Source organism: Peribacillus sp. NPDC097295 (assembly GCF_044761665.1).
In the GTDB taxonomy this organism is placed as follows: Bacteria; Bacillota; Bacilli; order Bacillales; family DSM-1321; genus Peribacillus.
In genome coordinates, this window is sequence record NZ_JBIWCW010000021.1 from 1 (window position 1) to 26,960 (window position 26,960).

General features: G+C 34.4%; 26 protein-coding genes. 23 read left to right on the plus strand and 3 right to left on the minus strand.

Going from position 1 to position 26,960, the window contains the following annotated elements:
- Positions 1-218 precede the first annotated feature (218 nt).
- Together ACIQXN_RS19605 and ACIQXN_RS19610 are read left to right on the plus strand one after the other, a co-directional pair.
- Entirely contained in the window at positions 219-1,850 is a 1,632-nt protein-coding gene (locus ACIQXN_RS19605; protein ID WP_402970618.1) for a S8 family peptidase, read from the plus strand.
- Positions 1,851-1,982: 132 nt separating this feature from the next.
- Positions 1,983-3,401 carry a S8 family peptidase gene (locus tag ACIQXN_RS19610; RefSeq protein ID WP_402970621.1) on the plus strand — a complete coding sequence of 473 codons (1,419 nt, stop codon included), beginning with the start codon at positions 1,983-1,985 and terminating at the stop codon, positions 3,399-3,401.
- Positions 3,402-3,685: 284 nt separating this feature from the next.
- Here the strand turns inward: ACIQXN_RS19610 and ACIQXN_RS19615 are convergent, their stop codons facing one another.
- Positions 3,686-4,072: a hypothetical protein gene (locus ACIQXN_RS19615; protein ID WP_402970624.1), complete on the minus strand. Its 387-nt coding sequence runs from the start codon at positions 4,070-4,072 to the stop codon at positions 3,686-3,688.
- 338 nt (positions 4,073-4,410) lie between these two features.
- Here ACIQXN_RS19615 and ACIQXN_RS19620 point away from each other — a divergent pair, with 338 nt between their 5' ends.
- Complete coding sequence (locus ACIQXN_RS19620; protein WP_402970627.1) at positions 4,411-5,178, plus strand: tyrosine-protein phosphatase; 768 nt, start codon at positions 4,411-4,413, stop codon at positions 5,176-5,178.
- Positions 5,179-5,261: 83 nt separating this feature from the next.
- Here ACIQXN_RS19620 and ACIQXN_RS19625 read toward each other — a convergent pair whose 3' ends face one another.
- Positions 5,262-6,056, minus strand: a complete 795-nt coding sequence (locus tag ACIQXN_RS19625) for an SGNH/GDSL hydrolase family protein (protein ID WP_402970629.1) — start codon at positions 6,054-6,056, stop codon at positions 5,262-5,264.
- A gap of 186 nt (positions 6,057-6,242) precedes the next feature.
- On the opposite strand from ACIQXN_RS19625, the gene ACIQXN_RS19630 reads away from it, so the two are divergent.
- From ACIQXN_RS19630 to ACIQXN_RS19725, 20 genes are all read left to right on the plus strand, one after another.
- Positions 6,243-6,989 carry a YveK family protein gene (locus tag ACIQXN_RS19630; protein ID WP_402970632.1) on the plus strand — a complete coding sequence of 249 codons (747 nt, stop codon included), beginning with the start codon at positions 6,243-6,245 and terminating at the stop codon, positions 6,987-6,989.
- Complete coding sequence (locus ACIQXN_RS19635) at positions 6,973-7,674, plus strand: CpsD/CapB family tyrosine-protein kinase (protein WP_402970634.1); 702 nt, start codon at positions 6,973-6,975, stop codon at positions 7,672-7,674. The genes ACIQXN_RS19630 and ACIQXN_RS19635 overlap by 17 nt, the downstream gene beginning before the upstream one ends.
- A 103-nt stretch (positions 7,675-7,777) precedes the next feature.
- The gene (locus tag ACIQXN_RS19640; RefSeq protein ID WP_402970637.1) at positions 7,778-8,545 is read left to right on the plus strand and encodes a tyrosine-protein phosphatase; all 768 of its coding nucleotides are present in this window, start codon (positions 7,778-7,780) and stop codon (positions 8,543-8,545) included.
- Between the two features lie 89 nt (positions 8,546-8,634).
- On the plus strand, positions 8,635-9,507 hold the full coding sequence (gene galU, locus ACIQXN_RS19645) for a UTP--glucose-1-phosphate uridylyltransferase GalU (protein ID WP_402970639.1): 873 nt from the start codon (positions 8,635-8,637) through the stop codon (positions 9,505-9,507).
- A 29-nt stretch (positions 9,508-9,536) separates the two neighbouring features.
- Positions 9,537-10,217 carry a sugar transferase gene (locus tag ACIQXN_RS19650; protein ID WP_402970641.1) on the plus strand — a complete coding sequence of 227 codons (681 nt, stop codon included), beginning with the start codon at positions 9,537-9,539 and terminating at the stop codon, positions 10,215-10,217.
- 63 nt (positions 10,218-10,280) lie between these two features.
- A complete protein-coding gene (cps2T, locus tag ACIQXN_RS19655; RefSeq protein WP_402970644.1) occupies positions 10,281-11,435 on the plus strand; it encodes a beta 1-4 rhamnosyltransferase Cps2T in 1,155 nt (384 codons plus the stop codon).
- Positions 11,436-11,507: 72 nt separating this feature from the next.
- Positions 11,508-12,626, plus strand: a complete 1,119-nt coding sequence (locus ACIQXN_RS19660) for a glycosyltransferase family 4 protein (RefSeq protein ID WP_402970647.1) — start codon at positions 11,508-11,510, stop codon at positions 12,624-12,626.
- Between the two features lie 11 nt (positions 12,627-12,637).
- Positions 12,638-13,486, plus strand: a complete 849-nt coding sequence (locus ACIQXN_RS19665; RefSeq protein ID WP_402970649.1) for a glycosyltransferase — start codon at positions 12,638-12,640, stop codon at positions 13,484-13,486.
- 17 nt (positions 13,487-13,503) lie between these two features.
- Positions 13,504-14,589, plus strand: a complete 1,086-nt coding sequence (locus ACIQXN_RS19670; RefSeq protein WP_402970652.1) for a glycosyltransferase WbsX family protein — start codon at positions 13,504-13,506, stop codon at positions 14,587-14,589.
- A 47-nt stretch (positions 14,590-14,636) separates the two neighbouring features.
- Positions 14,637-15,935 carry a hypothetical protein gene (locus ACIQXN_RS19675; RefSeq protein WP_402970655.1) on the plus strand — a complete coding sequence of 433 codons (1,299 nt, stop codon included), beginning with the start codon at positions 14,637-14,639 and terminating at the stop codon, positions 15,933-15,935.
- 45 nt (positions 15,936-15,980) lie between these two features.
- Positions 15,981-17,432 carry a flippase gene (locus ACIQXN_RS19680; protein WP_402970660.1) on the plus strand — a complete coding sequence of 484 codons (1,452 nt, stop codon included), beginning with the start codon at positions 15,981-15,983 and terminating at the stop codon, positions 17,430-17,432.
- Positions 17,429-18,331 (plus strand): glucose-1-phosphate thymidylyltransferase RfbA, encoded by a 903-nt coding sequence (rfbA, locus tag ACIQXN_RS19685; protein WP_402970664.1) that lies wholly within the window; start codon positions 17,429-17,431, stop codon positions 18,329-18,331. The genes ACIQXN_RS19680 and rfbA overlap by 4 nt, the downstream gene beginning before the upstream one ends.
- Positions 18,328-18,888, plus strand: a complete 561-nt coding sequence (gene rfbC, locus ACIQXN_RS19690) for a dTDP-4-dehydrorhamnose 3,5-epimerase (RefSeq protein ID WP_402970667.1) — start codon at positions 18,328-18,330, stop codon at positions 18,886-18,888. The genes rfbA and rfbC overlap by 4 nt, the downstream gene beginning before the upstream one ends.
- A gap of 4 nt (positions 18,889-18,892) precedes the next feature.
- Complete coding sequence (gene rfbD / locus ACIQXN_RS19695; RefSeq protein ID WP_402970670.1) at positions 18,893-19,759, plus strand: dTDP-4-dehydrorhamnose reductase; 867 nt, start codon at positions 18,893-18,895, stop codon at positions 19,757-19,759.
- Complete coding sequence (gene rfbB / locus ACIQXN_RS19700) at positions 19,749-20,774, plus strand: dTDP-glucose 4,6-dehydratase (protein WP_402970673.1); 1,026 nt, start codon at positions 19,749-19,751, stop codon at positions 20,772-20,774. Before rfbD ends, rfbB begins: the two co-directional genes overlap by 11 nt.
- Positions 20,775-20,949: 175 nt before the next feature.
- Complete coding sequence (locus ACIQXN_RS19705) at positions 20,950-22,269, plus strand: UDP-glucose dehydrogenase family protein (RefSeq protein WP_402970676.1); 1,320 nt, start codon at positions 20,950-20,952, stop codon at positions 22,267-22,269.
- Between the two features lie 188 nt (positions 22,270-22,457).
- Positions 22,458-24,194, plus strand: a complete 1,737-nt coding sequence (locus tag ACIQXN_RS19710; RefSeq protein WP_402970679.1) for a phospho-sugar mutase — start codon at positions 22,458-22,460, stop codon at positions 24,192-24,194.
- Positions 24,195-24,405: 211 nt separating this feature from the next.
- Positions 24,406-24,546 (plus strand): hypothetical protein, encoded by a 141-nt coding sequence (locus ACIQXN_RS19715; RefSeq protein WP_402970682.1) that lies wholly within the window; start codon positions 24,406-24,408, stop codon positions 24,544-24,546.
- Positions 24,533-25,036 (plus strand): VanZ family protein, encoded by a 504-nt coding sequence (locus tag ACIQXN_RS19720; RefSeq protein WP_402970685.1) that lies wholly within the window; start codon positions 24,533-24,535, stop codon positions 25,034-25,036. The genes ACIQXN_RS19715 and ACIQXN_RS19720 overlap by 14 nt, the downstream gene beginning before the upstream one ends.
- A gap of 233 nt (positions 25,037-25,269) precedes the next feature.
- Complete coding sequence (locus ACIQXN_RS19725) at positions 25,270-25,563, plus strand: hypothetical protein (protein WP_402970688.1); 294 nt, start codon at positions 25,270-25,272, stop codon at positions 25,561-25,563.
- A gap of 460 nt (positions 25,564-26,023) precedes the next feature.
- On the opposite strand, the gene tagU is transcribed toward ACIQXN_RS19725, so the two are convergent.
- Positions 26,024-26,953, minus strand: coding sequence for a polyisoprenyl-teichoic acid--peptidoglycan teichoic acid transferase TagU (gene tagU, locus ACIQXN_RS19730; RefSeq protein ID WP_402970691.1), 930 nt, complete (start codon positions 26,951-26,953; stop codon positions 26,024-26,026).
- Between the last annotated feature and the right edge of the window lie 7 nt (positions 26,954-26,960).

The window sequence follows — 26,960 nt, forward strand, 5'->3', positions numbered from 1 at the left end:
TGCAATATAAATTGAAACGCCGTATACGCGAACCGTACGTACGGTGTTGTGAGAGGGGCGAAAATAAGTTAGCTTATTTTCCCTCTACTCGATTGATAAAAATGGAATTGGTTCGTATTGACTAGACGAAAAGATTAGTAAAATTAAATCTATGAGTATACAATTTAGGTAGGGATAACCAATGGGTAGTACCCATATCAATCTTTTGGAGTGTGTCTATGCGAAAATTATTTCAGTCCTTCCTACCTATCATATTTCTCCTACCATTTGTGCCGATTCAGCAGACGGGAACCGTTTTTGCAGAAGAAACTCCTAGTGCCGATGGCGTCATCGTCAAATACATAGAAAAGAATAATGAACCAATCAACGAATTAATTGAGGAAGTAGACATCCCTAAAGGGGAAACCACTGCCACGCTGATAGAAAAGCTTGAAGAACAGAAAAAAGTGGAGTATGCGGAGCCAAACTATCTTTTCGAAAAGATGGGAAGCCCGACTGATCCGATGTATACCAAACAATGGCATCATCAAAAGATTGGGACAAAAGCTGCGTGGAAAAAGACGATGGGCTCAAAAGAAGTGATCGTCGCCATCATTGATGATGGAATTGACCGTAGTCATGAAGACTTAAAAGGGAAAATCTATAAAGGGTATGACGCCGTACGTGAGCGGAAGAACATCCTACCCGAAGGACAGCATGGCACACATGTAGCGGGCATCATCGCCGGATCTGCCAACAATCAAGTGGGTGGAACGGGTGTCGCCCCTACTATAAAAATTATGCCGATTAACGTGTTTGACGGATTATATGCAGATACCGTTGATATGATCGAAGCGATTCATTATGCCGTCCAAAACGGAGCCGACATTATTAATCTAAGTTTAGGAGAAACCTATTATTCAAAAGCATTGAATAATGCGGTACAAGAGGCTTATAAAAAAGGGGTACTAATCATCGCGGCGTCTGGAAATGAAGGGGATAAGAAAAAAAGCAATAAGCGTGTATACCCCGCCGCCTTCAGTCATGTCATCTCGGTGGGTGCAACCACTTCAAAAGACAAGCGTGCCCCTTATTCCAATTATGATTCATCGTTGGATATCACAGCACCGGGTGATAACATCCTATCGACATTCCCTAATGATAAATATGCCTATATGAGCGGGACTTCGATGGCGACACCTGTGGTCACCGGTGTTGCCGCACTCATTTGGTCCAATGAACCGAAACTGTCTAGATCAGCGGTGGAATATCGACTGTATGACTCGGCGGTCGATCTTGGCACAAAAGGGAAAGATCTCTACTATGGCAACGGGCGTGTCAATGCCAAAAAGGCGCTTGAGATGAAGACGCTCAGCAAACCTTCTGTGACTAACATCTCAGATAAGGATACGAAGATCAAAGGGACCTTACCTAGTACTTTTAAAACAGGAACCGTCTCCATTTATACAAGTAAAAAAACACTCGCTACCGTGAAAATTAACGGAGAAAAGACATTTTCAGCGCCTATCGGCAAACAGAAAGCTGGCCAGAAAATTTACATTAGGGTAATCGACAAACCGGGAAATAAAAGCGTTCCGGTCTCCCTTACGGTTAGCGATAAAACGGCACCTAGCATTCCGACCGTCAATAAAGTCACACCCAAAACGACAAAGGTGACCGGGAAAGCAGAAGCAAGCTCAACCGTATATGTAAAAGCATCGAATAAGGTCATCGGCTCTGCCAAAGCTTCAAAAAAAGGCATATTTACAGTCAAGATTCCTAAGCAAAGTGTCGGGAAGATTCTGTATGTCTATGCTAAAGACGTAGCGAAAAATACAAGCAAGTCAAAAAAAGTAACAGTTAAAAAATGAATTTTTTATCGATAGATGCCTCCTAGGGAAACTGGGAGGCTCTTTATATGAAATAAACTTGTAAAATTCATATATTAATTGGTTGATTACTGGTAATATTATGGTTCGAGAGTCGGAGAAAGAGGGATGAAAATGAAACGTATTTTTTCTTTATTGGTTGTCATCGTTTTTGGAATGCATATAGGCCTAGGAACCACTACTGATACGCTAGCCGCTGAACAGTCAAGGCTAGTCGACATAGAAACAGATAGAGTCATAGTCAAAATGAAACCTTCAGCTAAAGAAGGAAGTTTGAAGAAGTATAATGTGAGCGAGGAAACAATCGATAATCAGGGCCTTTTGAAAACGATGGAAGTGCCTGAAGAGACAAGTGTGAAGGGGTTTATGAAGAAACTGGAAAAAGATAAAAATGTAGAGTACGTGGAACCGGATCATCTTATTCAAAAGATGAAAAAACCGAGTGATCCCCATTATACTAAGCAATACCATCACAAGTTGATCCAAACGGAAAAAGCCTGGGATAAGACGAAGGGTTCCAAAAGCATTATCGTAGCAGTCATTGATGATGGAGCGGATTTGAATCACCCAGACTTGAAAGGGAAATTTTATGCGCCATACGACATGGTGAACTTCAGCAGCTCTTATTTGCCTAGAGGTGAGCATGGGACCCATGTGTCCGGGATCATCGCCGCAACCATGAACAATGGTTCTGGTGGAACGGGTGTCGCCCCGAATACTAGAATCATGCCGATTAATATATTCAATCGCGATATTAGTTATTCATCTGATCTTATTTATGCCATTTATTATGCCGTTGAATATGGAGCCAATATTATCAACATGAGTTTAGGAGGCTTCAGTTATTCTTATAGTGAAGATCAAGCCATTCAGTATGCCCATGATATGGGGTTGGTCATTGTCGCTTCAGCTGGAAATGAAGATACCTACTGGGATTCCTATCCTGCTTCCTATGATAACGTCATCTCCGTCAGTGCGACATCGAAGAAGGACCGAATCACCGACTATTCCAACTATGGAGCCAATATTGACCTTGCTGCACCAGGAGACTCGATTTATTCATCGCTTCCCTCTAAAAAATATGGATATATGACGGGAACATCGATGGCCGCACCAATCGTCACAGGAGTCGCAGCCTTAGTATGGGGGAACAAGCCATCCTTAACGAATAAACAAGTCGAAGAACGTTTATTCAGCACAGCCGATGATCTCGGCAAAAAGGGAAGAGATGACCTTTACGGAAACGGCCGGGTGAATGCCAAAAGAGCCGTGAACTACGTCGCTAAACCGACCGTCAATACAGTCAAGGACAATGTTAAAACGATTACAGGAAAAGCTGAAAAAGGCGCGACCGTCACGGTCAAAAAAGGAAGCAGGCAGCTTGGAAAAGCCAAAACGAACAGTTCGGGGACATTTAAAATATCTATAAAAAACAAGCAAAAAGCAGGAACAAAGCTGTCCGTTACTGCCAAAAGTAAAACGGGATATTCAAGTAAAGCCAGGTCTGTGACAGTCGTTACATCAAAAAAATAACTAGAAGCAGGCCTCCGAAGAAATTCGGGGGCTGTTTCTATTAGACTACTCGTTTCGGTACATTGATTGTATTATTAAAGGAAAAAGTTCTTCGCTTTTTCATGCTTGTATATCAATCTTCCTTAGACGGGAATTCGACCACTTAATAAAATAATTCAACCATAAGTTCAATTAATTCGACCAAACTAAGCAATAATTCAACCGTTAGAACAATTAATTCAACCCAAGCCCTTATTCCACAAAAAAAGAGCCAAAGAAGAAGGCTCAAAAAAGTTATTTTTCTACTAGCAATCTGGATCGATTTGGACGAGCTGATGATCAAGCACAGTATTTCCTTCCTGCGCAGATAACGTACCGCTTCTGCCAAAACAGTTCGCGATTATACTTTTATTTTCGGAATAGCTGAGACGGATCTCATAGAATAACACACCTGTTAAATTCGCATACATCACAGCTAAATTATTTGGCTCAAGGACATAAGGGAAAGCTACGGGTACATTGTTCCCAATCAGAACGGGAAGAAGAGTGGGATTGGAGTACAAAGACCAGTTCCAAACCTCCACCCTGACTTGGTGCCTCCGATTATCCAAATTAACAAGATTCACCACAGCAGAGATGGTTCCAGGTTCTACCCGTAATACACCGGTCGATAAGGTTATCCTCTTACTCACTATAATCACTCCTTTCATATGAAGCTAGTAATACACTATGCATCTTAGTAGAAAGGGAGTGGACAAGTCTCCTGTAGAAGTGAAAATAAAGAGAATTGGTAAATGGAGTAGATAGGAGCGCCGTTATATTGTAAGAGGTTAAAAGTGAACAATCAACTGAACTGATTAATTATAACTAGAAATAATAGGGGGGAATTATTAAAAAATAATGGAAATAGTTTTAAAGACACAAAAAATACATAAATATTACGAGTTTATTTGTATAAAATACTTAAAAGTGTTAAATTTAACTAAATAAATAAGTAATAGGACCGATAGAGAGGGAAGGTGTTTTAAAGTTGATTGATATTCATTCTCATATTTTACCGGCGATAGATGATGGAGCGAAGCATATTACAGAGAGCTTAGCTATGGCGAAGTTGGCCGTTTCAGATGGAATTCATACAATCATTGCCACACCTCATCATAAAAATGGCTTTTTTGAAAATACCAAGAGCAATATTTTAGAGAAGGTAACGGAACTTAATGAAGCGTTGAAAGAGGAAGCAATTGATATAAAAGTCTTGCCTGGTCAGGAAACTAGAATATATGGTGAAATACTAGCGGACTATCAAAAAGGAGAAATTTTAACATTAAATAATGCGGGAAGATATCTATTTATTGAATTGCCCACAGACTCTGTTCCTGTTTATACAGATGCTTTGTTATTTGACATTCAAATGAAAGGGTTCATCCCAATCATTGTTCATCCTGAAAGGAACCAGGAGTTTTTAAATTCACCTAATCGACTTTATAAACTTGTTAAGAATGGCGCGATGACACAAATTACAGCAAAAAGTTTGGTAGGCGGATACGGTAAGAAAATCAAAAAGTTTGCTCAACAGCTCATTGAACTGAACCTAACCCATTACGTGGCATCAGATGCTCACAATACTAAAAACCGGTCCTTCCATATGGTTCAGGCTTTTGAAGAGATTGAAAACAAATATGGCGTCGATATGGTGTACCTCTTTATGGACAATGCCGAGCTCCTTGTGCAGGGAAAACTAGCTTATAAGGAAATGCCGAAAAAGATTGAAAAGAAGAAATTTTTAGGTCTATTTTAGAAAATTTCTATCTCTATTACACATCATTCTTAAAAGAATAATGAAAAACAGCCGCATCTCTCTATAGGGATGTGGCTGTTGCATTAAGGCTGTTTAATGAAAAATTCCTCCAGATACAGGCTCCAGATTTTGTAACCTTCTTCATTAGGTAAACTAATATTAGGATATTTCGGGTCTTGGTACAACAGCTCTTTCATTTCTACCGTATCCTGTTCCGGCCAATTGCTCCAGTGATCAAGATAAGGAATACCATTGTCTTCGGCATATTTCTTCAATCCTTTTACTTTGTTAGGATAGTATGTTGCATCAAATAAAGGGTTGGGTGGCTGTAAAATAAATTGCGTATCACTGTTTGCTGCTGTGACATCTTCCATGATTTTTGTAATATTATCAAGTGAATCTTCAATGGCCACATTTCCATTATCTTTTAAAGTAAACGGTTCAAATAAAATTAAATCCGCATTTTTCTCAATTAAGTCTTGTTGTTTGTCTTGGCTTACAAACTGAGAAGACAAGAGATCATAAATTAGTTCGTCAACTTGAACGGTTTCACCATACACTTGTTTCATTCGGTCAGCGAGGTCAGTAGGTAAACTATAGTCCTTACCTCCAAGCGAATTAGATCCAGCTATCAAAATCTTAAATGTCTTTCCTTCCGCCAATCTTTCTTTATATAAATTTTTACTTTCTTTAGGCCAATTTTCTGTGTACTTTACTAATTCCATATTGGAAGGTGTAGATTCGTTAGGCTCCTTTTTAGTGTTTGTCTCCAGTGGTATGTTACTAGCATTTGAGACTTTATCCTGCCAATTAATATTTCCTAGAACTAAAGATATAGTGCATGCAAAAATCATAAAAATAGGTAAAAAGACTTTCATAATAAACCTCCAAATAATTCTATTTAATTATGCAATTAATACCAATTTATAAATAACTATACCAATTTATAGTAAGATAAGGTTTAATATTAATATTAACTACCTAGGATTATGACAAAAAAATCACTTATTGGCAATATATTGTGATATACTACCATAGTTGTAAATTTAAATCTGGAGGAAATCATGGAAGAAACAATCAGTCTAAAAGACCTATTTTTAACCTTGAGAAAAAGATTGAATATAATCATCGTAATTACAGCGTTGGCCGTTTTGGTGAGTGGAGTCGTCAGTTATTTTCTCTTAACTCCCATATACCAGGCATCAACTCAGTTACTAGTTAATCAATCTAAGAATGAAGAAGCACTGTATAACTACAATGAAGTCCAAACGAACCTACAATTGATTAATACATACAATGTCATCATTAAAAGTTCGGCGATATTGGAAAAAGTTAAGGAAAACCTAAATCTTGACATGACTCCAGCAGAGTTAAATGAAAAGATTTTGGTCGCCAGTGAACAAAATTCGCAAGTAGTCAATATTACGGTTGAGGATGAGAACCCTCAAATTGCTGTAGATATAGCCAATAAAACAGCAGAAGTATTCCAAAAGGAAATCGTTGAAATTATGAATGTAGATAATGTGACGGTCTTGGCCAATGCAGAATACGTAGAAAACCCTTCTCCTATTAAGCCACAACCGTTATTGAACATCGCGATTGCACTAGTAGTCGGATTAATGGCTGGGGTAGGAATAGCTTTCCTACTTGAATATTTAGATAACACAATCAAAACGGAACAAGATATCGAGAAACAACTCGGCTTACCGGTACTTGGTGTTATAACGACTTTTGATGGACAAGACGATATGAAGTCTCGTAAGGAAAGAACGACACGAGGAAGAGGTGAATCCAGTGGCTCCCAAAGATAAAAAGAAAAAGTTAGATACAAAACGAAAGTTGATTGCGAAATTAAATCCCCAATCGCCGATATCAGAACAATATCGAACAATCCGAACCAATATCCAATTCTCAGCAGTGGATTCAGAAGTACGTTCCATCATGGTCACATCTTCAGCACCGGGGGAAGGAAAATCAACAACAGCGGCGAATCTTGCTGTCGTATTCGCACAGCAGGGAAAAAGAGTCCTGCTTGTTGATGCCGATTTAAGAAAACCAACTGTTCATTACACCTTTAATTTACCGAATACATTTGGATTAACGAATGTTTTAACAAAGCGTATGGAGTTAAATGAAGCAGCGATTGAAACAGATGAGAAAAACCTGTTTGTATTATCAAGTGGTCCTATTCCACCTAATCCAGCAGAGCTTCTCGGATCTAAATCAATGACTGAGTTATTTGAACAATTCTATCAAGAATTTGATGTCATCATTATGGATACACCACCCGTTCTAGCGGTAACAGATGCCCAAATTTTGTCGAATAGCTGTGACGGTACAATTCTAGTCATTTCTAGTGGGAAAACAGAAACAGAACAAGCGTTAAAAGCGAAAGAACTGTTAACTTCAGCTTCTTGTAATCTTCTTGGAGTGGTTCTGAACAATAAAAAAATGCCAAAAAACGACCAATACTACTATTATTATGGAAATAAGTAGAAAAATAGCTTATTTCCTGATTTTTTGCAGTATAATACATAAAAAAGGTAATAAAAGGTATTTTATTGGGTATTAAGATTTACATATAGGGAGTGTCTAAAAGATGATCGATATCCATTCACACATATTACCGGGAATTGATGATGGAGCACAAACTATCGAGGATAGTATAGCGATGGCGAGAATGGCCGTCGAAGAAGGCATTCATAAGATTATCGCAACGCCCCATCACAAAAATGGGAAATATAAAAATTGCAAAAAAGATATCATTAGCCAAGTGGCTGAGTTGAATGAAATCTTAATCAAAGAGAATATTCCATTAGAGATTCTACCAGGACAAGAAACAAGGATTTATGGAGAAATTTTAAAAGATTACAAACTTGATGAGATTGTCACCTTGAATGATGGAGGAAACTATCTTTTTATAGAGCTCCCATCAGCACATGTTCCACGCTATACGGAACAATTGTTATCCGATATTCAATTCGAACAGTTAACTCCTATCATCGTCCACCCTGAAAGAAATCAAGAACTAATCAAGAACCCAGATCTCCTCTATAATTTTGTGAAAAATGGAACGCTAACCCAAGTGACGGCAGCCAGTGTTTCAGGTGGCTTTGGAAAAAACATTCAAAAATTCACCATACAATTAATTGAATCTAATCTAACACATTTCATTTCATCCGATGCTCATAATGTCACAAGCAGAAGTTTCAAAATGAATGAAGCCTTTGATGTGGTAGAAAAGAAATTTGGCGTAGATTGGATTGACTTGTTTCTGGATAATGCAGAGTTGCTTGTGCAGGGGAAAGCTATATACAAAGAGATTCCGGAGAAAATAAAACAGAAAAAAATATTTGGGATATTTTAATTTTTCCTGTCACAAAAAAGATGTATTTATTCATGTTAAGAGCCAGATATAAAATTCTGGACAACTGAAATGTTTGAGGGGGAAAAAGAATGAAAAGGGTAAAAAAAGCGATCATTCCAGCAGCGGGCTTAGGAACTAGGTTCCTACCAGCTACCAAAGCCATGCCTAAGGAAATGCTTCCTATCGTAGATAAGCCAACCATTCAATACATTATAGAAGAAGCTGTGGCTTCAGGTATTGAGGACATCATTATAGTTACAGGGAAAGGTAAACGATCAATAGAGGATCATTTTGACAATGCTTATGAGCTGGAAAACAATTTAATGGAAAAGAATAAATTTGAACTGTTAGAGAAAGTCCAAGCCCCTTCTAAAGTTGATATCCACTACATCAGACAAAAAGAGCCAAAAGGATTAGGTCATGCAGTTTGGTGTGCAAGGAAATTCATTGGTAATGAACCGTTTGCCGTTTTACTAGGTGATGATATTGTCCAAGCAGAAACACCTTGCTTAAAACAGTTGATAAATGAATATGATAAAACTTTATCGTCTGTCATCGGTGTCCAAACCGTCCCAGAAGAAGAAACATACCGTTATGGCATCGTCGATCCAAGTAACCAAAATGGCCGACGCTATGAAGTTGATAATTTTGTTGAAAAGCCAGCTAAAGGAACAGCACCATCCAACTTAGCAATTATGGGGCGATACATATTTACCCCAGAAATATTTATGTTTTTAGAAAAACAAGAAATAGGAGCGGGCGGAGAAATCCAACTGACAGATGCTATTCAAAAATTGAATGAAATTCAAAGAGTGTTTGCCTATGACTTTGAAGGAAAACGATTTGATGTAGGGGAGAAATTGGGTTTTATTCAAACTACGATTGAATTTGCTTTGAAAGATAAAACTCTGAGGACTGATGTATTGAATTTTTTGGAGAGCTTATTGGAGAAACAAAAATAAAATAAATCTGGTGAGGGGGAGAAGCTAGGTTGAAAGCTGTAGCAGTTGAGCAGAGAACAGAATCAGGGGATCACTTATTAACGCTTGAACAAGTAAATAGTGATATGAATTATTTAAGAATTAAAAGATTAATAGATATTAGTGGATCACTTATAGGACTTATACTTTTATCACCTGTTTTTTTTATTATTGCTGTTTTAATTAAAATTGAAGATCCAAAAGGTAAAGTGTTTTTTAAGCAAATAAGAGTAGGAAAAGATGAAAATGAGTTCCAAATGTATAAATTTCGATCAATGGTCTCGGATGCAGAAGAAAAACTAAAAGATTTACTTTTATTAAATGAAGTAACGGGTGCGATGTTTAAAATGAAGAAAGATCCTAGGGTTACAAGAATAGGGAAATTCATTCGAAAAACCAGTGTAGATGAGCTACCTCAGCTTATGAATGTTCTAAAAGGTGAGATGAGTTTAGTAGGCCCACGTCCACCACTTCAACGAGAAGTTGCACAATATACGCCATATGATAAACAAAGATTGCTTATTACTCCAGGATGTACAGGTTTGTGGCAAGTGAGTGCTAGAAACAGTGTTGGATTTAAAGAAATGGTTGAATTAGACATAGAGTATATTAAAAGACGTAGTATATTCTCTGACCTTTTAATTATTATTAAAACAATTGGAGTATTATTTGGAAGTGAAAATGCACATTGATTCATAAGTTAGATGTGTAAAAACAATGATTAATAATAATTAGAAGGGACTTAAATTAAAATAATGAAAAATATCTTTGTAATTGGGAGTAAAGGAATACCATCTAATTATGGTGGTTTTGAGACTTTTGTTGATAAGTTAACAGAATACAAAACTACAAATGAGATTATATATCATGTTTCATGTTTATCGAAAGAGAACGATGAAGAATACCAATATAATAATGCAAGGTGCTTCAATGTTAAAGTTCCTAATGTTGGTCCAGCTACAGCCGTAATTTATGATATCTATTCATTAAGAAGAGTATACGAATATATTAAAAAAAATCGTGTGGAAAATGCTATTGTGTATATTTTAGCCTGTAGAATTGGTCCATTTATGAAGTTCTATAAAAAAAAGTTTGAACGGTTAAATGTATCGATATATGTAAATCCTGATGGTCATGAGTGGAAAAGAGCAAAATGGAATTGGCTAATTCGTAAGTATTGGAAACTATCAGAACGGCTCACGATAAAAAATACAGATTTAGTAATTTGTGATTCCATGGCCATTGAAAATTACATAAAGTCAGAATATAGATCTTATCAACCGAAAACAACTTTCATAGCATATGGGGCTACGATAAATAAACCAGAAAAATATACCGAAAAAAAATATAATGAATGGTTAAGACATTGGAATTTAGAACGGAATGATTATTACTTAATTGTTGGGCGATTTGTTGCAGAAAATAATTATGAAATAGTTATTCGAGAATTTATGAGAACTAAGTCACAAAAGTCGCTTATTATTGTAACAAATGTAGAGGGAAATAAGTTTTATAAGGAATTAAAGAAAAGAACTAAATTTGATACTGACAATAGAGTAAAGTTTGTTGGAACAATTTATGAACAAGATTTATTATATCAAGTTAGAAAAGGTGCATATGGATACTTTCATGGACACGAAGTAGGCGGAACTAATCCTTCATTACTAGAAGCAATGGCAACTACGTCATTAAATATACTCTTAGATGTGAATTTTAATAGAGAAGTAGGAAAAGATGCAGTACATTATTTCAATAAAGAGGACGGAAATCTGGCTGGAATTATTGAATTTGTTGATTTACTAGCAGAGACAGAAATAAAACAGAAGCAGGAAAAAGCGATTCTACGAATTCAAGAAGCGTATTCTTGGGAATTAATCGTGAATCAGTATGAGAAATGTTTTTTAAAGTGATTTAGCGATATCCATAATTTTACGAAGGTTTAATTATTTGAAACTTATCTTTTAGAAAAAAGAAGGAATTTTATGAAGAAAATACTATTTTTACACTCTAGTTCAGAATTATATGGTTCAGATAGATCATTGCTGAATTTAATTAAAAATATGGATGAAAAAAAGTTTCAAATAACAATTATCTTACCGGAAAGTGGACCGTTAGTTGATGAGTTGAAGAAGATTAATAATGTTAAGGTCATCATTAAAGAAATTGCTATATTAAGGAGAAAGCATTTATCGATGAAAGGGATCATACAGTATACGAATACTTTTATTAATTCAGTATATTATTTAATTAGAATTATAAGAATGAATAGGATAGATGTAGTATATACAAACACATCTGTTGTGTTTCCTGGGGGAATTGCTGCAAAACTTTTAAGAAAAAAGAGTATATGGCATATAAGAGAAATTATTGAAAATCAATTAGAAAGAAAAGTAGTATCTAAAATTGTAAATATTTTCTCGGATAGAATTATCGCCAATAGTAAAGCAACGGCATTAGCAATTAGTAGAAATAATGAAAAGGTAAGGGTGGTATATAATGCGATTGAAAGTGTACAAAGGAAAGAAGTAAGTAAGAAGTTAAATGCTGATAATGAAATTATTATTGGGATGGCAGGTAGGATTAATCGGTGGAAAGGTCAAAAACTCTTTGTAGATATGGCTAAAGAAGTTGGGGGAAAAAGTAAAAAAATAAGATTCATTATTGCCGGAGATGTCTATAAAGGGGAAGAACATATCTTAGAAGACCTAAAGGACTATATTAAAGAAAATAATTTAGAGTCAAGAATAACATTATTGGGTCATGTTGAGGATATGAATTCATTTTATAATAATATAGATGTATTTATATTACCCTCTATTCAGCCTGAACCATTTGGTTTAGTGATATTAGAAGCCATGGAAAAAGGGATACCCGTTGTTGCAACAAATCATGGAGGGCCAGTTGAAATAATTGAAAATAATATAGATGGATTTTTAGTGGATTATATCAATGCCAGAGAAATGAGTAGAATAGTATTAGAATTAGTTTCTAATAGTGATTTAAGAAAGAGTATTGGTCAAAAAGGAAAGAAAAAAAGACTTACTAATTTTAACATAGCGAATTACGCAGAAAATATTTCAAAGATTATAACTGAAATATAGGGGAAAGATGAATGCAAATATCAATTGTTATCTTACATTATCTAACTGAACAAGACACAATAGAGTGTATTGAATCTATATTAAAGAATGTAAAATATGAGAATTATAAAATTTTAGTTGTAGATAATGGATCTCCAAATGGTTCAGGAAATAGGTTAAAGATAAAATATGAAAAATATAGCAAAGTAGATATTATATTAACCAATAAAAATTTAGGTTTTGCTAAAGGTAATAACATTGGCTTTCTTAAGGCTAAGAATTATTATCATGCTGATTTTATTCTTTTAATTAATAATGACACAATTATAGAACAAAAAGATTTTCTGGAAAAACTGATTAGTGTTTATAACAAACATAAGTTCGCTTTAATGGGACCTGATATTATATCCACTGTAGATAGATATCATCAAAATCCGCAGCCTCTCAGAATTGATAGAAGAAAAGACGTCTTGTTTCAAATAACAAGACATTTAGCTTTACTTATAATGAATTATTTAAGATTGGAATCTATAGTTAAGAAGATTTTGAAAATATTTAAGCAAGAAAAAGGTTTTGCTAGTAATCATAGTAAGGTATTAAAAAATGTTCAGTTACATGGTAGTTGTCTAATATTTTCACCAGAATATATTAAAGATTATGATGGATTATATGATAAAACCTTTATGTATTTCGAAGAGGATATACTTTTTTATCTTTGCAAAAAGAACAAATTAAAAACATTATATAGTCCAGAGCTAGTAATATTCCATAAAGAGGATTCTGCAACGAATGAATATTTAAAAAATAATTTACAAAAAAATAGATTTATTTATAAAGAATCTTTGAAATCCATTTTTCATTTACTAAGGTTAATGGACTAAAATGAAGGAGTAATTTAATGAAGTTGATTGCATTTTATTTACCACAGTATCACTCTATTCCTGAAAATGATGAATGGTGGGGAGAAGGTTTTACAGAATGGTCAAATACAAAGAAGGCTAGGCCACTATTTAATCAACAGTATCAACCTAAAGAACCTTATAATGATAATTACTACAATTTATTGGATGATGAAACTAAATTGTGGCAAGTTGAATTAGCCAAAAATCATGGTATATATGGATTTTGTTATTATCATTATTGGTTCAATGGAAAAATGGTTTTACAAAAGCCATTAGAGCAGGTTTTAAAAAATGAGAATATTGATTTGCCTTTTTGCATTTCGTGGGCAAATGAACCATGGACTAGATCATGGGATGGAAAAACGAATGAAGTTCTTTTATCACAGGAATATGGAGATACAGAAGATTGGTTAAATCATTTTGAATATATGTTAAAGTTTTTTAAAGATGAAAGATATATAAAAGTAGACAATAAGCCAGTTTTAGTAATTTATAAGATTGAGAGTATCCCTAACCATGAAGAATTATTTGATTTCTGGATAAATAAAGCAAAAGAAAATGGTTTAGAAGGATTATATATTATTGAGACATTAAACGGATTACAAAAGAAAGAAGTATCAAATACATCTGAAGCAGTAATTCAATTTGAACCAAATTTTACAATACATCATGATCGCCCAATGATAGATAAACTACTTAATAAATTAAAAAATATTTCCTTGATGCCCCAAAAAGGATCCTTTATATACAAAACAATGGATTATGACATAACATGGAAAAGAATTCTAAAGAGAAATATGTATGTAGAGAAAAAGGATATATTCTTAGGTGCATTTGTAGACTGGGATAATACAGCTAGAAAAGGAGAAAATGCTTTAGTGTTTAATGGTGCAACTCCTGAGAAATTTGAGTATTATCTAAGACAACAAATAAAAAGAGGGAAAGAACTTTATCAAAGTGAGTTTTTATTCATAAATGCTTGGAATGAATGGGCCGAAGGAACCTATTTAGAACCAGATAAAAAGAATGGATTTTCTTATATAAATGCAGTTAAACAAGCATTAAGTGAAAGTGAAAAATAAAATATACATCACTTATATATTTTATTTTCTTCTCTAGAGGTGAAGTAATGAACAGAGAAATGAAATTAAGTGAGTTTTATTTATTTGTATTAATTATTTTTGTACCTTTTACAGCAATACTTATAAATAGACACTTAATTATTCAACTTTTGTTTCTATTATATGTAATAGTTTTGTTTTTCTTAATAAGAGGTTTTTCTAATTTTCATCAATATAAAAACAATATCTTAATATTTATATTATATATGTCAGGCTTAATTTATTTATTTTATTATAAAACCGGTTATTTTTCGTTTTTTTTAAAAGAGTTTTACTATATTAATCTTTTGATTTTATTATATTGGGTATTCAATTATTTTTTTATATATCAAAAGAGGAAAATAAGAATACTGAAATTAATGGTAGTATTGGGAACTATAGTAAGTTTATATTGTTTTTTTGAATATATTCTTCAAAGAAATTTATTTTTTCAAAATTATTTCTCTTATAAGAATGAAATAGATGGTTTCAATCCATATTATAGAGTGAGCGGTACGCTATATCATCCTATACCAATGTCTACATTTTCTATGGTAATAATGTATATTTCTTATTATTTAGGTCAACATGAGAAAAAAATAAAATACTATATATATTCATTTATTAATCTAGGAGCAGTTTTCTTAACTTTTTCAAGAAGTACTTTAATTGCAATTGCTGCTTCATTTTTTATTTATAAATTAATTATAGGGGCTTGTTCTATAATTAAAAACAGAGAAATGTCAATTAGTAAATCAGTTTTTAAATTATTAAGATTTACAATTATTATTACCATTACATTTTGTTTGGTAAATTATATTAAAATCGGTGGAAATAGTATATATGAATTGATTGTTAATCGTTTTTTAGCAATAACAACAACTGAAGATAGTGGATCTTTTTATCAAAGGTACTATGGAATGGAATTTGTTATAGATGAGATGGTTAATAACTCAAATCCTATAAAGTTTTTATTTGGTAATGGATATGGAAGGCTTACTTATAATTTAGAGTCAATGGGTACTACTATCTATGGGGATAATTTTTATTTAATAGATAATCAGTATTTTACTTTACTTTATAACATTGGTTTTGTTGGTGTTTTATTGATTGGTTTAATTGTTGTTTATAGAATCTTTACACATATAAAAAAAATTTATTTGAACTCACAAGATGTCAAGAGAGATATAATACCTTTTATTTGTTTGATTAGTATTCTTATCCATTTGTTTTTTTATGAGGGATTAACATATATAACTACAACTTTTACATTATCTTTTACACTAAGTTTATGCTCATTAATTCACGGGACCTCTAAATCAAAATAACCATTTGTTAAAATATTAGGAAATCAAGGAAGTTAAGTGGCTTATATGAATAAATTATTTTCTAATTATATTTTTACAGTTATATATCAATTGGTATTGATGATAACACCCTTTATAACAACTCCATACGTATCAAGAATACTAAAGCCAGAGGGAGTCGGTATTGATGCATATGTAACATCAATTGTTCAATTGTTTATAATATGTACGTTGTTAGGTATTCCTTTATATGGAAGTAGGCAAATCGCAACTAAGCAGAATAAAAAAGAAATTTCAAAAGAGTTTTTTTCGATTTATACCTTTCAACTATTTTCCTCAATAATCATATTGGTTTTGTACTTCATATTTATAAGTTTAATAAGTGATTATAAAATTTTATTTCTTATTCACATAATAAGTTTTTTAGCAACAGCTTTGGATGTTTCTTGGTATTTTTATGGTACAGAGCAAATTAAAAAGGTTGCTATACGAAATATATTTGTTAGATTGCTTAGTATTGCATTAGTATTTATTCTAGTAAAAGAATCTACTGATTTAAAGGTGTATATTTTAATAAATGTTATTACCCTTTTTATAGGCCAACTAATTATGTGGATTCCTTTGGTAAGGGAAATTACATATGTAAAAATAAAAATATTTGATTTTAAAAAACACATAAGACCTATTTTTATGTTGTTTTTACCACAGATTGCAGTCCAAATTTATATTCTTATTAACCGAATTATACTTGGAAATACATCTGGCGAAACCGAAGTGGGTTTTTACAACCAAGCAAATAAAATTATAAATTTAGGCTTAGGTGTAATTACTTCTCTTGGTACGATTATGTTACCGAGAGTATCATCGGAATTTTCTAAAGGGAACATAGCTGCTATAAAGAAATATTCTAAAGGTACAATACAATATGTTTTCTTTGTTACATTTCCAATGATTTTTGGTTTAATTGCTGTTACTCCTAACTTTGTAGGCTGGTTTTTCGGCAAAGGGTATGAATCAGTTTCATTTCTAATAATTCTAATGAGTCCTATTATGTTATTTGTAGGAATGGCGACGGTTTTTGGTATCCAAATTTTAGTATCGACAAATCAGCAAAATAAATATTTATTCTCTGTAACTGTAGGTGCTATTTGTAGTGTATTAGTAAATTTAATATTAGTGTCTTCGCTTGGATCGATAGCAACATCGATATCACTATTATCAGCAGAATGCATTGGAGCATTAACTCAAATGTATTTTACAAGAAAATATTTTGATATGGGATTCATTGGGAAAGAGATAATTAAGTACATGTGTTTAGGTTTATTTATGTATATCATTATCATTTTATTTACTTTAACGGTGAATTTATCTCCTATTCTTCTTACATTCACACAAATTGCTATAGGAATAACAACATACGGTATTAGTTTATTAATAATTAGAGATACATTAGTTTTTAAGATAATAAATTTAATAAAATTCAAATTTATAGCCAAAGAGAGAGAGGAAACAAAATGAAAGGTATAATTTTAGCAGGGGGAAGCGGCACTAGACTTTATCCAATTACTAAGTCAATCTCAAAACAACTAATCCCGGTTTATGATAAACCAATGATTTACTATCCTTTATCTGTATTAATGCTGGCAGGCATTAGGGAGATATTAATTATTTCAACTCCAGAAGATACACATAGATTTGAACAGCTTCTTGGTAATGGTAAAGATTTAGGGATGGAATTAAGTTATGCTATACAACCCTCACCTGATGGTTTAGCACAGGCTTTTATTATTGGGGAGGAATTCATAGGTGGCGATTCCGTTGCTTTAGTTCTCGGGGATAATATTTTCTATGGTCATGGCTTTACAAAAGTTTTAGAACGGGTTGCGAGCCGATCAAAAGGAGCCACGGTATTTGGTTATAATGTCAAAGATCCAGAACGCTTTGGTGTGGTGGACTTTGATAAAAATGGAAAGGCCATCTCTATTGAAGAAAAACCAAAAAAACCGAAATCAACATATGCAGTGACCGGTCTTTACTTTTATGATAATGAAGTAGTTGATATAGCGAAAATGATAAAACCTTCTGAACGTGGAGAACTAGAAATTACAGCAGTTAACGAGGAATATTTACGGAGAGGAAAGCTTCAAGTAGAGTTAATGGGCCGTGGGTTTGCTTGGTTAGATACTGGGACTCATGAATCTTTACTAGAGGCGTCTACTTTTATAGAAACCATTGAAAAACGTCAAAGTTTAAAGGTTGCTTGTTTAGAAGAAATTGCTTATCGCAAAGGATATATTTCTAGAAATCAACTCCTAAAGTTGGCTGAACCTTTAAAGAAAAATGAATATGGACAATATATGTTACGTTTAGCAGAACAAGTATTAGTCGAAGAAAACTTAGTGGGAGGAAAATTGTGAAATTCATTAAAACTCTATTAAATGGTGTAATAGTCATTGAACCAAAAATATTCGGTGATCACCGAGGGTGGTTTACAGAAACATATAATGAAAAGATTTTTAAAAATGCTGGTATAGATAATGCTTTTATACAAGATAATCATTCTTTTTCTGCTACAAAAGGAACATTACGTGGGTTACATTATCAAAAAGATCCAAAGGCACAAACAAAGCTTGTGCGTTGTACAAAAGGTTCAATCTTTGATGTGGCTGTTGACATTCGAAAGGGAAGCTCTACATACGGAAAATGGTTTGGTATAGAACTAAGTGTAGAAAACAAGAAACAATTATTAGTTCCAAAGGGTTTTGCTCATGGCTTTATGACTCTAACTGATGATGTTGAAGTTCAATATAAAGTGGATGAACTTTATTCTCCTGAGAACGATCGAGGCATTACCTGGAATGATCCAGAAATTGCAGTCGAATGGCCAATAGATATACAACCAGTTTTATCAGAAAAGGATGAAAATGCTCCATTATTGAGAGACGCTGATAATAACTTCAAAGTTAAGGGTTGATTACATGAAAATACTAGTAACAGGGATAGGTGGACAACTCGGATATGATGTCCTGCGTGAGGGAAACAAACGTGGTTTTGATATGTTTGGTACTAGCTCTGCAGACCTAGATATTACCAATAAAGAAGATGTTTATGAATATGTTCGTACTTTACACCCAGAGGTAATTATTCATTGTGCTGCTTATACGTCAGTAGACAAAGCTGAAGATGATATAGAAAAGGTTCATGAAGTAAATGTTAATGGTACAAGATATTTGGCAGAAGTCGCAAAAGTAATAGATGCTAAACTCATCTACATTAGTACCGATTATGTATTTGATGGATTAGGAGATAAACCATACACGGAAATGAATATCCCTAACCCCATTGGTCAATATGGGGTAACTAAGTATCAAGGAGAAAAATCGGTTATATCAGTGCTTAATAAGTACTTTATAGTAAGAGTATCTTGGGTTTTTGGAATAAACGGGAATAATTTCGTTAAAACCATGCTGAGGTTATCAGAAACTCGAGAAGAATTAAGTATTGTGGGTGATCAAGTTGGTTCTCCTACTTACACAGTTGACTTAGCTTGTTTATTAATGGATATGGTAATAACGGATAAATACGGAATATACCATGTTACAAATGAAGGGTTTTGTAGTTGGTCAGAGTTTGCTCATGAAATATTTATTCAAGCGAATAAAAAGGTAAAGGTCCATTCAATTAAAACAGATGAATACCCAACGAGGGCAGTACGTCCAAAAAACTCTCGTTTGTCTAAGCAAAAAATAATTGATAATGGGTTTATACAGTTGCCTCCATGGCAAGATTCAATAAGACGGTTTTTAGTTGAATTAGATAAAGAGGTGGATGAATGTGAAAAATAAAAAGATATTAGTTACTGGTGGCGCAGGTTTTATAGGCGGTAATTTTGTTCAACATATGGTAAAGAAATACACAGAGTATGATATCTATAATCTGGATTTGTTAACTTACGCTGGTGACTTAACAAAACACAATGATTTTGAGGAAAAGAAAAATTATCATTTCATTAAAGCTGATATAGCTAATAGAAAAGCCATTATGGAACTATTTGAAAAAGAGAAGTTTGATTTTGTGGTCCATTTTGCAGCCGAAAGTCATGTGGACCGTTCCATAACAAACCCTGAAATATTTGTTGTCACAAATGTGCTGGGTACTCAAGTTTTATTAGATGCTGCTAGAGAACATGGCATTACTAAATTTGTTCATGTGTCGACAGATGAAGTCTATGGAGAGTTAGATTTTAATCCTGAAACTTTTTTCACTGAACAAACACCACTACAACCAAATAGTCCATATAGCGCAAGTAAAGCTTCATCTGATATGTTAGTTAGTGCCTATTATGAAACGTATAATCTTCCAATTAACATAACGAGATGCTCTAATAACTATGGTCCATATCATTTTCCGGAAAAATTGATTCCTCTTACAATTTCAAGAGTGTTTAACGACCAAAAGGTACCTGTATATGGAGATGGAAAGAATATTAGAGACTGGTTGCATGTCAAAGATCACTGTACTGCTATAGATTTGGTTTTACATGAAGGCTTAGATGGAGAAGTATATAATGTAGGTGGTCATAATGAACGAACCAATTTAGAAGTGGTTAAAACAATTATTAACACACTTGGTAAATCAGAAGACTTAATTGAATTTGTAGAAGACCGTCTTGGACATGATAAAAGGTATGCAATAGATCCTACTAAATTAGAAAAATTGGGTTGGAAACCGACTTACAATTTTGAGACAGGTATTGCTCAAACCATTCAATGGTATCTGGATAATAAACAATGGTGGGAACAAATTTTAAGTGGAGAATATCAAAAATATTTTAAAGAACAATATTCGAGTGAATTTTAATTTTTTAGCTTAGAGACTATTTTAAAAAGGTTTATTGCACTGATATTAAATGAAATTCTTTTGAGGAATTAGAAGAAATCAAGGTTATTGAAAATAGAATATAACTATTGGAAAACCGTCTATATTATTTTATGTAGGGGTTTTCTGTTTTTCAGTATATACAGGGGGACCTATAATGAATATTACTGTAGCCGGTACAGGTTATGTTGGTTTAGTCACTGCTGTTTGTATGGCAGAGAAGGGGAATGCTGTAACATGTGTGGATATAGATCAAGGAAAAGTAGATTTATTGAATAGAGGAATTTCGCCTATTTATGAACCACAATTAGAAGATTTAATGTTGAAAAACAGGGAGAGCCTTGTATTCGTTAGTCATTATCAAGAAGCATATAGTAACGCGGATGTTATTATCATAGCTGTAGGAACACCAGAGAGAAAAGATGGGTCGGCTAACCTTCAATATATAAATGAAGTGGCAAAACAGATTGCAAAAACGGTTGAGAAAGATTGTGTCGTCGTGGTTAAATCGACTGTTCCCATTGGGACTAATGATAAAATAGAGAAATTAATTAAAGAAAATTTGCAAAATCCCGTAACGATTAATGTAGTCTCAAATCCAGAGTTTCTAGCTCAAGGGTCAGCTGTAAAAGATACATTGGAAGCTACTCGAATTGTTCTTGGTGTTGAGTCGGATAATGCAGAAGAGGTTATGAAAGAAATGTATAAAAATTTTAATATCCCTTTTGTAGTGACTGATAGGCATAGTGCTGAAATGATCAAATATGCAGCAAATGACTTTTTAGCTTTGAAGGTTTCTTATATTAATGAGATTGCAAATCTTTGTGAAATTGTAGGAGCCAATATAGAAGATGTTGCAAAGGGAATGGGAATGGATCCGAGGATTGGAAACAAGTTTCTACAGGCAGGAATTGGTTATGGTGGTTCCTGTTTTCCCAAAGATACGAAGGCTCTTCATTGGCTTGCGAATTATAATGATTATGAACTTAAGACTATAAAAGCGACTATTGAAGTAAATGAAAATCAAAAGATTAAATTGATAAAGAAGGCTAGAAAATATTTTACTAGTCTAGATGGCCTTACTATTGCTGTACTCGGACTAACTTTTAAGCCTGGTACGGATGATTTGAGAGAAGCTCCGTCTCTAACTAATATTCCCATTATGATTGAAGATGGGGCGAATGTGAAAGTTTGGGATCCGGTTGGTATAGATAACTTTAAAAAGATATTCAAGCAAACAGTTAATTACAGCCAATCAATTGAAGAAGCATTAATAGATGCTGATATATGTTTCATTTTCACTGAATGGAATCAAATTAAAGAGTTAGAGCTTGAAAAGTACAAGCAGCTTATGAAAAACCCTATTATCATTGATGGAAGGAACTGCTATTCTTTGAAAGATGTCAAAAAAGCGGGCTTAACCTATGAATCGATAGGTAGAAGGGCAACCGTTCAGCAATCTCTTTTAAGAAAGTAATTCGCATAATAGCTCTTTTTCTTTTTATAGGAAAGAGAGCTTTTTGTTTTTTTTGCCAAATAGTCAATGATTGTTTCGGGAATTTAGAGTGAATGTATTTCAAGATTATCTCATGATTCTATACTTAATAAGTAACTTAAAAAGTAATTACTGTAAATAAACACCATGTAATAAGGAGTGATTTTAAAATGTTATATAAAGCAAAAGCCAATCACTGGCTTACATATAAACAACTACATAAAGATTTAAGAAATCAATTAGAAAAAGCACAATTAGAAGAGAATGTAGTAGAAGATATGTTTTATCGAAATTTAGAGTTTGGTACGGGCGGGATGCGTGGAGAACTTGGCCCAGGTACCAACAGGATGAATATTTATACTGTTCGAAAAGCTGCAAAGGGCTTGGCATGTTATATAGAAGAGCAGGGCGCGGAAGCGATGAATCGTGGAGTAGTAATAGCCTATGATTCACGTCATCAGTCACCTGAATTTGCCTTAGAGGTTGCTAAAACAGTGGGTCAGCATGGAATTAAAGCTTTCCTATTTAACGAATTGCGACCGACTCCTGAGTTATCCTTTGCTATACGGTATCTGAATGCATATGCAGGGGTCGTAATAACGGCTAGTCATAATCCTCCTGAATATAATGGCTTTAAGCTATATGGTAAAGATGGTGGGCAAATTACACCGAATGCTGCGGAAAAAATTATTCATTATATTGATGGGATTCATGATGAACTACAAATTAAAGTAGCGAATAAAGAAGAATTATTGAATGAAGGATTGCTAACATATATAGGTGAAGAAGTGGATCATGCGTATTTGAATCAACTGAAAACCATTCAATTAAACCCAAAGTTGGTAGAGAGAGTTGGTAAGGATCTTAAGTTGGTTTATACTCCACTACATGGTACGGGTAACAAACCTGTACGAGAGGGGCTGAAGGGCTTTGGCTTTGAAAATGTGAAGGTCGTTTCCGAACAAGAAATGCCCGATGCGAATTTTTCGACTGTAAAATCCCCTAATCCAGAGGAGCATGAAGCATTTGAGTTAGCCATCCGTTATGGCAAGGAAATCGAAGCTGACGTCTTAATGGCTACAGATCCCGATGCTGACAGACTTGGTGTGGCAGTCAAAAATTTAGAAGGTGAGTATACAGTTTTAACAGGAAATCAAATGGGTGCCCTGATGCTGCACTACTTATTGAAAACAAAAAAAGAAAACGGGACACTCCCTACAAATGGAATGGTCATTAAGACTATTGTTACATCTGAGATTGGCAGGGAAATTGCAGCTGAGTATGGTGTGGAGACCTTGGATACGTTGACAGGATTTAAATATATTGGCGAAAAAATTAATGAATTTGAGCAAACCGGCGCAAATAGCTTTTTATTTGGCTATGAAGAAAGTTATGGTTACTTAATTGGAGACTTTGTTCGTGATAAAGATGCTGTTCAGTCTGCCGTCTTTGCTGCTGAAGTGGCCGCCTTTTATAAAGAGCAGAACAAATCGCTATATGATGGCTTGTACGAAATCTTTTCTAAATATGGATACTATAAAGAGGGTCTTAAGTCAATCACATTAAAAGGAAAAGACGGAACTGAACAAATTACTAGCATTCTTTCCTGGTTCCGTGATAACACTCCAAATGAAATAGGTGGATTAAAAGTAGAGATTGTTGAAGATTATCACTCCAGTCAGTGTCGTAATCTATTAACTGGGGATGAAAGTGAAATACATTTACCTACTTCTAATGTATTGAAATTCTACATGGAAAATGGTTCCTGGTTCTGTCTCCGCCCATCGGGAACGGAACCCAAAATAAAATTATACTTTGGTGTAAAAGGAAGTTCTAACGTAGAGAGCGAATTGTTATTAGAGGAATTACAACAATCAGTTATGGAGTTAGTGGATTATCTTATATAATAATAGAAGAAAGAAGAAATAATATGATTTAAATAGTGGCATCCTATCTTTTAGGGTGCCATTTGGTATTGCAATTCTTAAATTTGTGATTATTTTTCTCTTGATAATACTAGGATATTATGTAAGTATCTAGTAAGAGTACTTATTTATACCAAGTGTAAATAAGTATGCTTTTAGTGTCTTTGACTATTAAGTGGAGTGGATATGTTTAATGACCTTTAATGATATTTTAATAGATATGGTTTCAAAAGTGGAATCAGAACAAGAAGATGTAACGGTATATGATTTAGTAGAGGAACTAAAGGAGAAATTGAGTGGGATTATGGAAGGACCTTTATATGAAAAAGTGTAAGTGGGTATTTCCGGCTTTGCTCGCGTTGTGGGCAATGCTGATTTTCTTTTTTTCCTCGCAGACGTATGAGGAGCAGAGCCTTTCTTCTTTTTTAGGACAGTTCAATACGCCTTATTGGTATGGATTGCTTGAGGGAATTTCGTTCATGTATGGTGGAGTTGAGGTGAGTGCTCATACTGCTGGGGTGGATGGTTTTTTTGAGTTTTTCATTCGAAAGGGTGCACATCTTTTTATCTTTTTTGTGTTTGGCTTTTTGACATTGGGTGTTTGGCGGGCTTTTGTGATGAATAAGGTTATTAGTCTTTCAGGTGCTCTTGTTTGCGTGCTGCTTTATGCGAGTGCGGATGAATTGCATCAGAAATTCACCGGAGGGCGAACGCCTTTGGTACAGGATGTTATCATCGATACGTTCGGTGGAGTGTTAGGTATTTTGTGTTTTCTTTTGTTCAATAGATGGTGGAGGCGTCCTTCACGTAAGAAGCATGTCTAAACGTCTGCTTCTTTTTTGTCGTTTCTCTCATATAAATAGGGTGTATGGATGACCTTTTTGAAGGTGATGTAGGGGATGAGAAGGAATAGAAGTTCAATCGGGATTTGGATCTGTATAATTTCAATGTTTGTGGTAGGAGGAAGTATCCTATTCCTTTGGCCTAGTGGGCCAGAGCGGCTCGTCGATGAGTTCTATGAGTACGAGAGTGAGGCGGAGTTCAGGAAGTCATGGGATTGAGTGCGGAGATGAAAATGTGGTTTCCGGATCGTGCGGATTACTTGCAAAATCGGGCTCATGTCTTTATGCAGCATATGGATGTGGATACCTTTCAGTATGATGTGGAACATTCTAAGAAAGTGAAGAATTGGCGCTTGGACAAAGATGGTAAGGTGCATAAAAGAGCGTATAGGATTCCTGTCACTCAGGTGTTTGAGTCTCGGTTTGGTGTGTTTACGATTGAACAAAACTGTTATGTGGTGAAGGAAAAAGGCGAATGGCGTCTGTTTTGGGATTATTCATTTGAATAGATGCCTCTCCTTTTTCAACAGGTTAGCTCCTTTTATCGAAAAGGGAGAGGGTATTTATAAGGGAATTGACGGATTAAGGTATTTGTCATGAAGCATATTTCATTCTAGAGCGGTCACTGATGGCCTTCAGAATAAACATTTTGTCTTGTTTGCTTAGCATTGCCCAACTACCTGCCTTGATTTTCATACAATCCACTCCTTTTATTTTCTGAAATGCGTTGTTTTAGAATGATGATTAGTAATACCTTCGAGTCCAAAGAATGTTGTTTCTAGTATTGAAATGTTCAAGGGGAAGAAGGAATTTCTTAGCTCTTATTAGATTATACCGTCTTTTTACATCTAATAAACAACAAAAATTCCAACAAATCTCTACATTGGGTGTCCATTTTTTGTCAGAATGTTGGATAGTCAAAACGAAAAAGCTGTCTGGACAGGGTCCAGACAGCTTTTTCGTTTTGCGTTATTTGACGGTTAAATGTTCCTTTAATTGGGTTTGAACCTTTTTTTGTTCTTCTTCCGATACAATATTATAGTAGATTCCGTCGATTTTCTCTCCATTTCCAGGAATGGTTGATTGAGAAATATTTTTGCTGGCGTCTCTGTAGTTCTTTTGAATGTCCATCATGTCATCAAACGTCAAATTAGTCTGGATATTTTTACTTAGTGCGTCAAATACATCGCCGTAACTCGTCAATGTTGACACGCTCGCTCCTTCTTTAATGACAGCTTCAATGATGGCACGTTGTCTTGATTGACGGCCATAGTCACCATTGGGATCATCGTATCTCATACGAGAATATTTAAGTGCATCTTCTCCACTTAAATTAATGATTCCTTTTGTAAAATGTTTTCCTTCATAGCTGAAATCTAAATCATTTTGAACGGTGACACCACCGACTGCGTCTACGATATCTTTAAAGCCTTCCATATTGATCTTCATATAGTAGTCAATTGGGATATCAAGGAAATTCTCGACTGTATCCATTGCCATCTCAGCTCCACCGAAAGCGAAGGCATGGTTGATTTTATCCTGTGTACCGTGTCCGACAATTTCGGTACGGGTATCACGTGGGATGCTCAGCATTTTAACCGATTTCAGTTCTGGGTTAACGGTTAAGACAATCATTGTATCTGAGCGTCCCTTGTCGCCATCTCGTTCATCGACCCCGAGCATCAACATGGAAAAAGGTTCCTGATCCGATAGTGCGAGTTCTTTTGCTCGTTTATCTGTATTACGGTCTATGGGCGTATGCATGGTTTCTACGGTTTTTGTTAAGGAATTCCAAATGGAGAATGCGAAAGCTCCCCCAGCTAGTATAAAAAGAAGGACGATGATTCCGACTACTTTTAGCCATGTTCGTTTCTTTTTCTTCTTTTTTTCATGTCTCATATTTAAC

Bases quoted from the DNA above. Each gene is read 5' to 3' on its own strand.
- ACIQXN_RS19605 (WP_402970618.1), top strand. From the start codon at position 219: ATGCGAAAATTATTTCAGTCCTTCCTACCTATCATATTTCTCCTACCA.
- ACIQXN_RS19610 (WP_402970621.1), top strand. From the start codon at position 1,983: ATGAAACGTATTTTTTCTTTATTGGTTGTCATCGTTTTTGGAATGCAT.
- ACIQXN_RS19625 (WP_402970629.1), bottom strand. From the start codon at position 6,056: ATGAAAGTCTTTTTACCTATTTTTATGATTTTTGCATGCACTATATCT.
- ACIQXN_RS19630 (WP_402970632.1), top strand. From the start codon at position 6,243: ATGGAAGAAACAATCAGTCTAAAAGACCTATTTTTAACCTTGAGAAAA.
- ACIQXN_RS19640 (WP_402970637.1), top strand. From the start codon at position 7,778: ATGATCGATATCCATTCACACATATTACCGGGAATTGATGATGGAGCA.
- galU (WP_402970639.1), top strand. From the start codon at position 8,635: ATGAAAAGGGTAAAAAAAGCGATCATTCCAGCAGCGGGCTTAGGAACT.
- cps2T (WP_402970644.1), top strand. From the start codon at position 10,281: ATGAAAAATATCTTTGTAATTGGGAGTAAAGGAATACCATCTAATTAT.
- ACIQXN_RS19660 (WP_402970647.1), top strand. From the start codon at position 11,508: ATGAAGAAAATACTATTTTTACACTCTAGTTCAGAATTATATGGTTCA.
- ACIQXN_RS19665 (WP_402970649.1), top strand. From the start codon at position 12,638: ATGCAAATATCAATTGTTATCTTACATTATCTAACTGAACAAGACACA.
- ACIQXN_RS19670 (WP_402970652.1), top strand. From the start codon at position 13,504: ATGAAGTTGATTGCATTTTATTTACCACAGTATCACTCTATTCCTGAA.
- ACIQXN_RS19675 (WP_402970655.1), top strand. From the start codon at position 14,637: ATGAACAGAGAAATGAAATTAAGTGAGTTTTATTTATTTGTATTAATT.
- ACIQXN_RS19680 (WP_402970660.1), top strand. From the start codon at position 15,981: ATGAATAAATTATTTTCTAATTATATTTTTACAGTTATATATCAATTG.
- rfbA (WP_402970664.1), top strand. From the start codon at position 17,429: ATGAAAGGTATAATTTTAGCAGGGGGAAGCGGCACTAGACTTTATCCA.
- rfbD (WP_402970670.1), top strand. From the start codon at position 18,893: ATGAAAATACTAGTAACAGGGATAGGTGGACAACTCGGATATGATGTC.
- ACIQXN_RS19705 (WP_402970676.1), top strand. From the start codon at position 20,950: ATGAATATTACTGTAGCCGGTACAGGTTATGTTGGTTTAGTCACTGCT.
- ACIQXN_RS19710 (WP_402970679.1), top strand. From the start codon at position 22,458: ATGTTATATAAAGCAAAAGCCAATCACTGGCTTACATATAAACAACTA.
- ACIQXN_RS19715 (WP_402970682.1), top strand. From the start codon at position 24,406: ATGACCTTTAATGATATTTTAATAGATATGGTTTCAAAAGTGGAATCA.
- ACIQXN_RS19720 (WP_402970685.1), top strand. From the start codon at position 24,533: ATGAAAAAGTGTAAGTGGGTATTTCCGGCTTTGCTCGCGTTGTGGGCA.
- tagU (WP_402970691.1), bottom strand. From the start codon at position 26,953: ATGAGACATGAAAAAAAGAAGAAAAAGAAACGAACATGGCTAAAAGTA.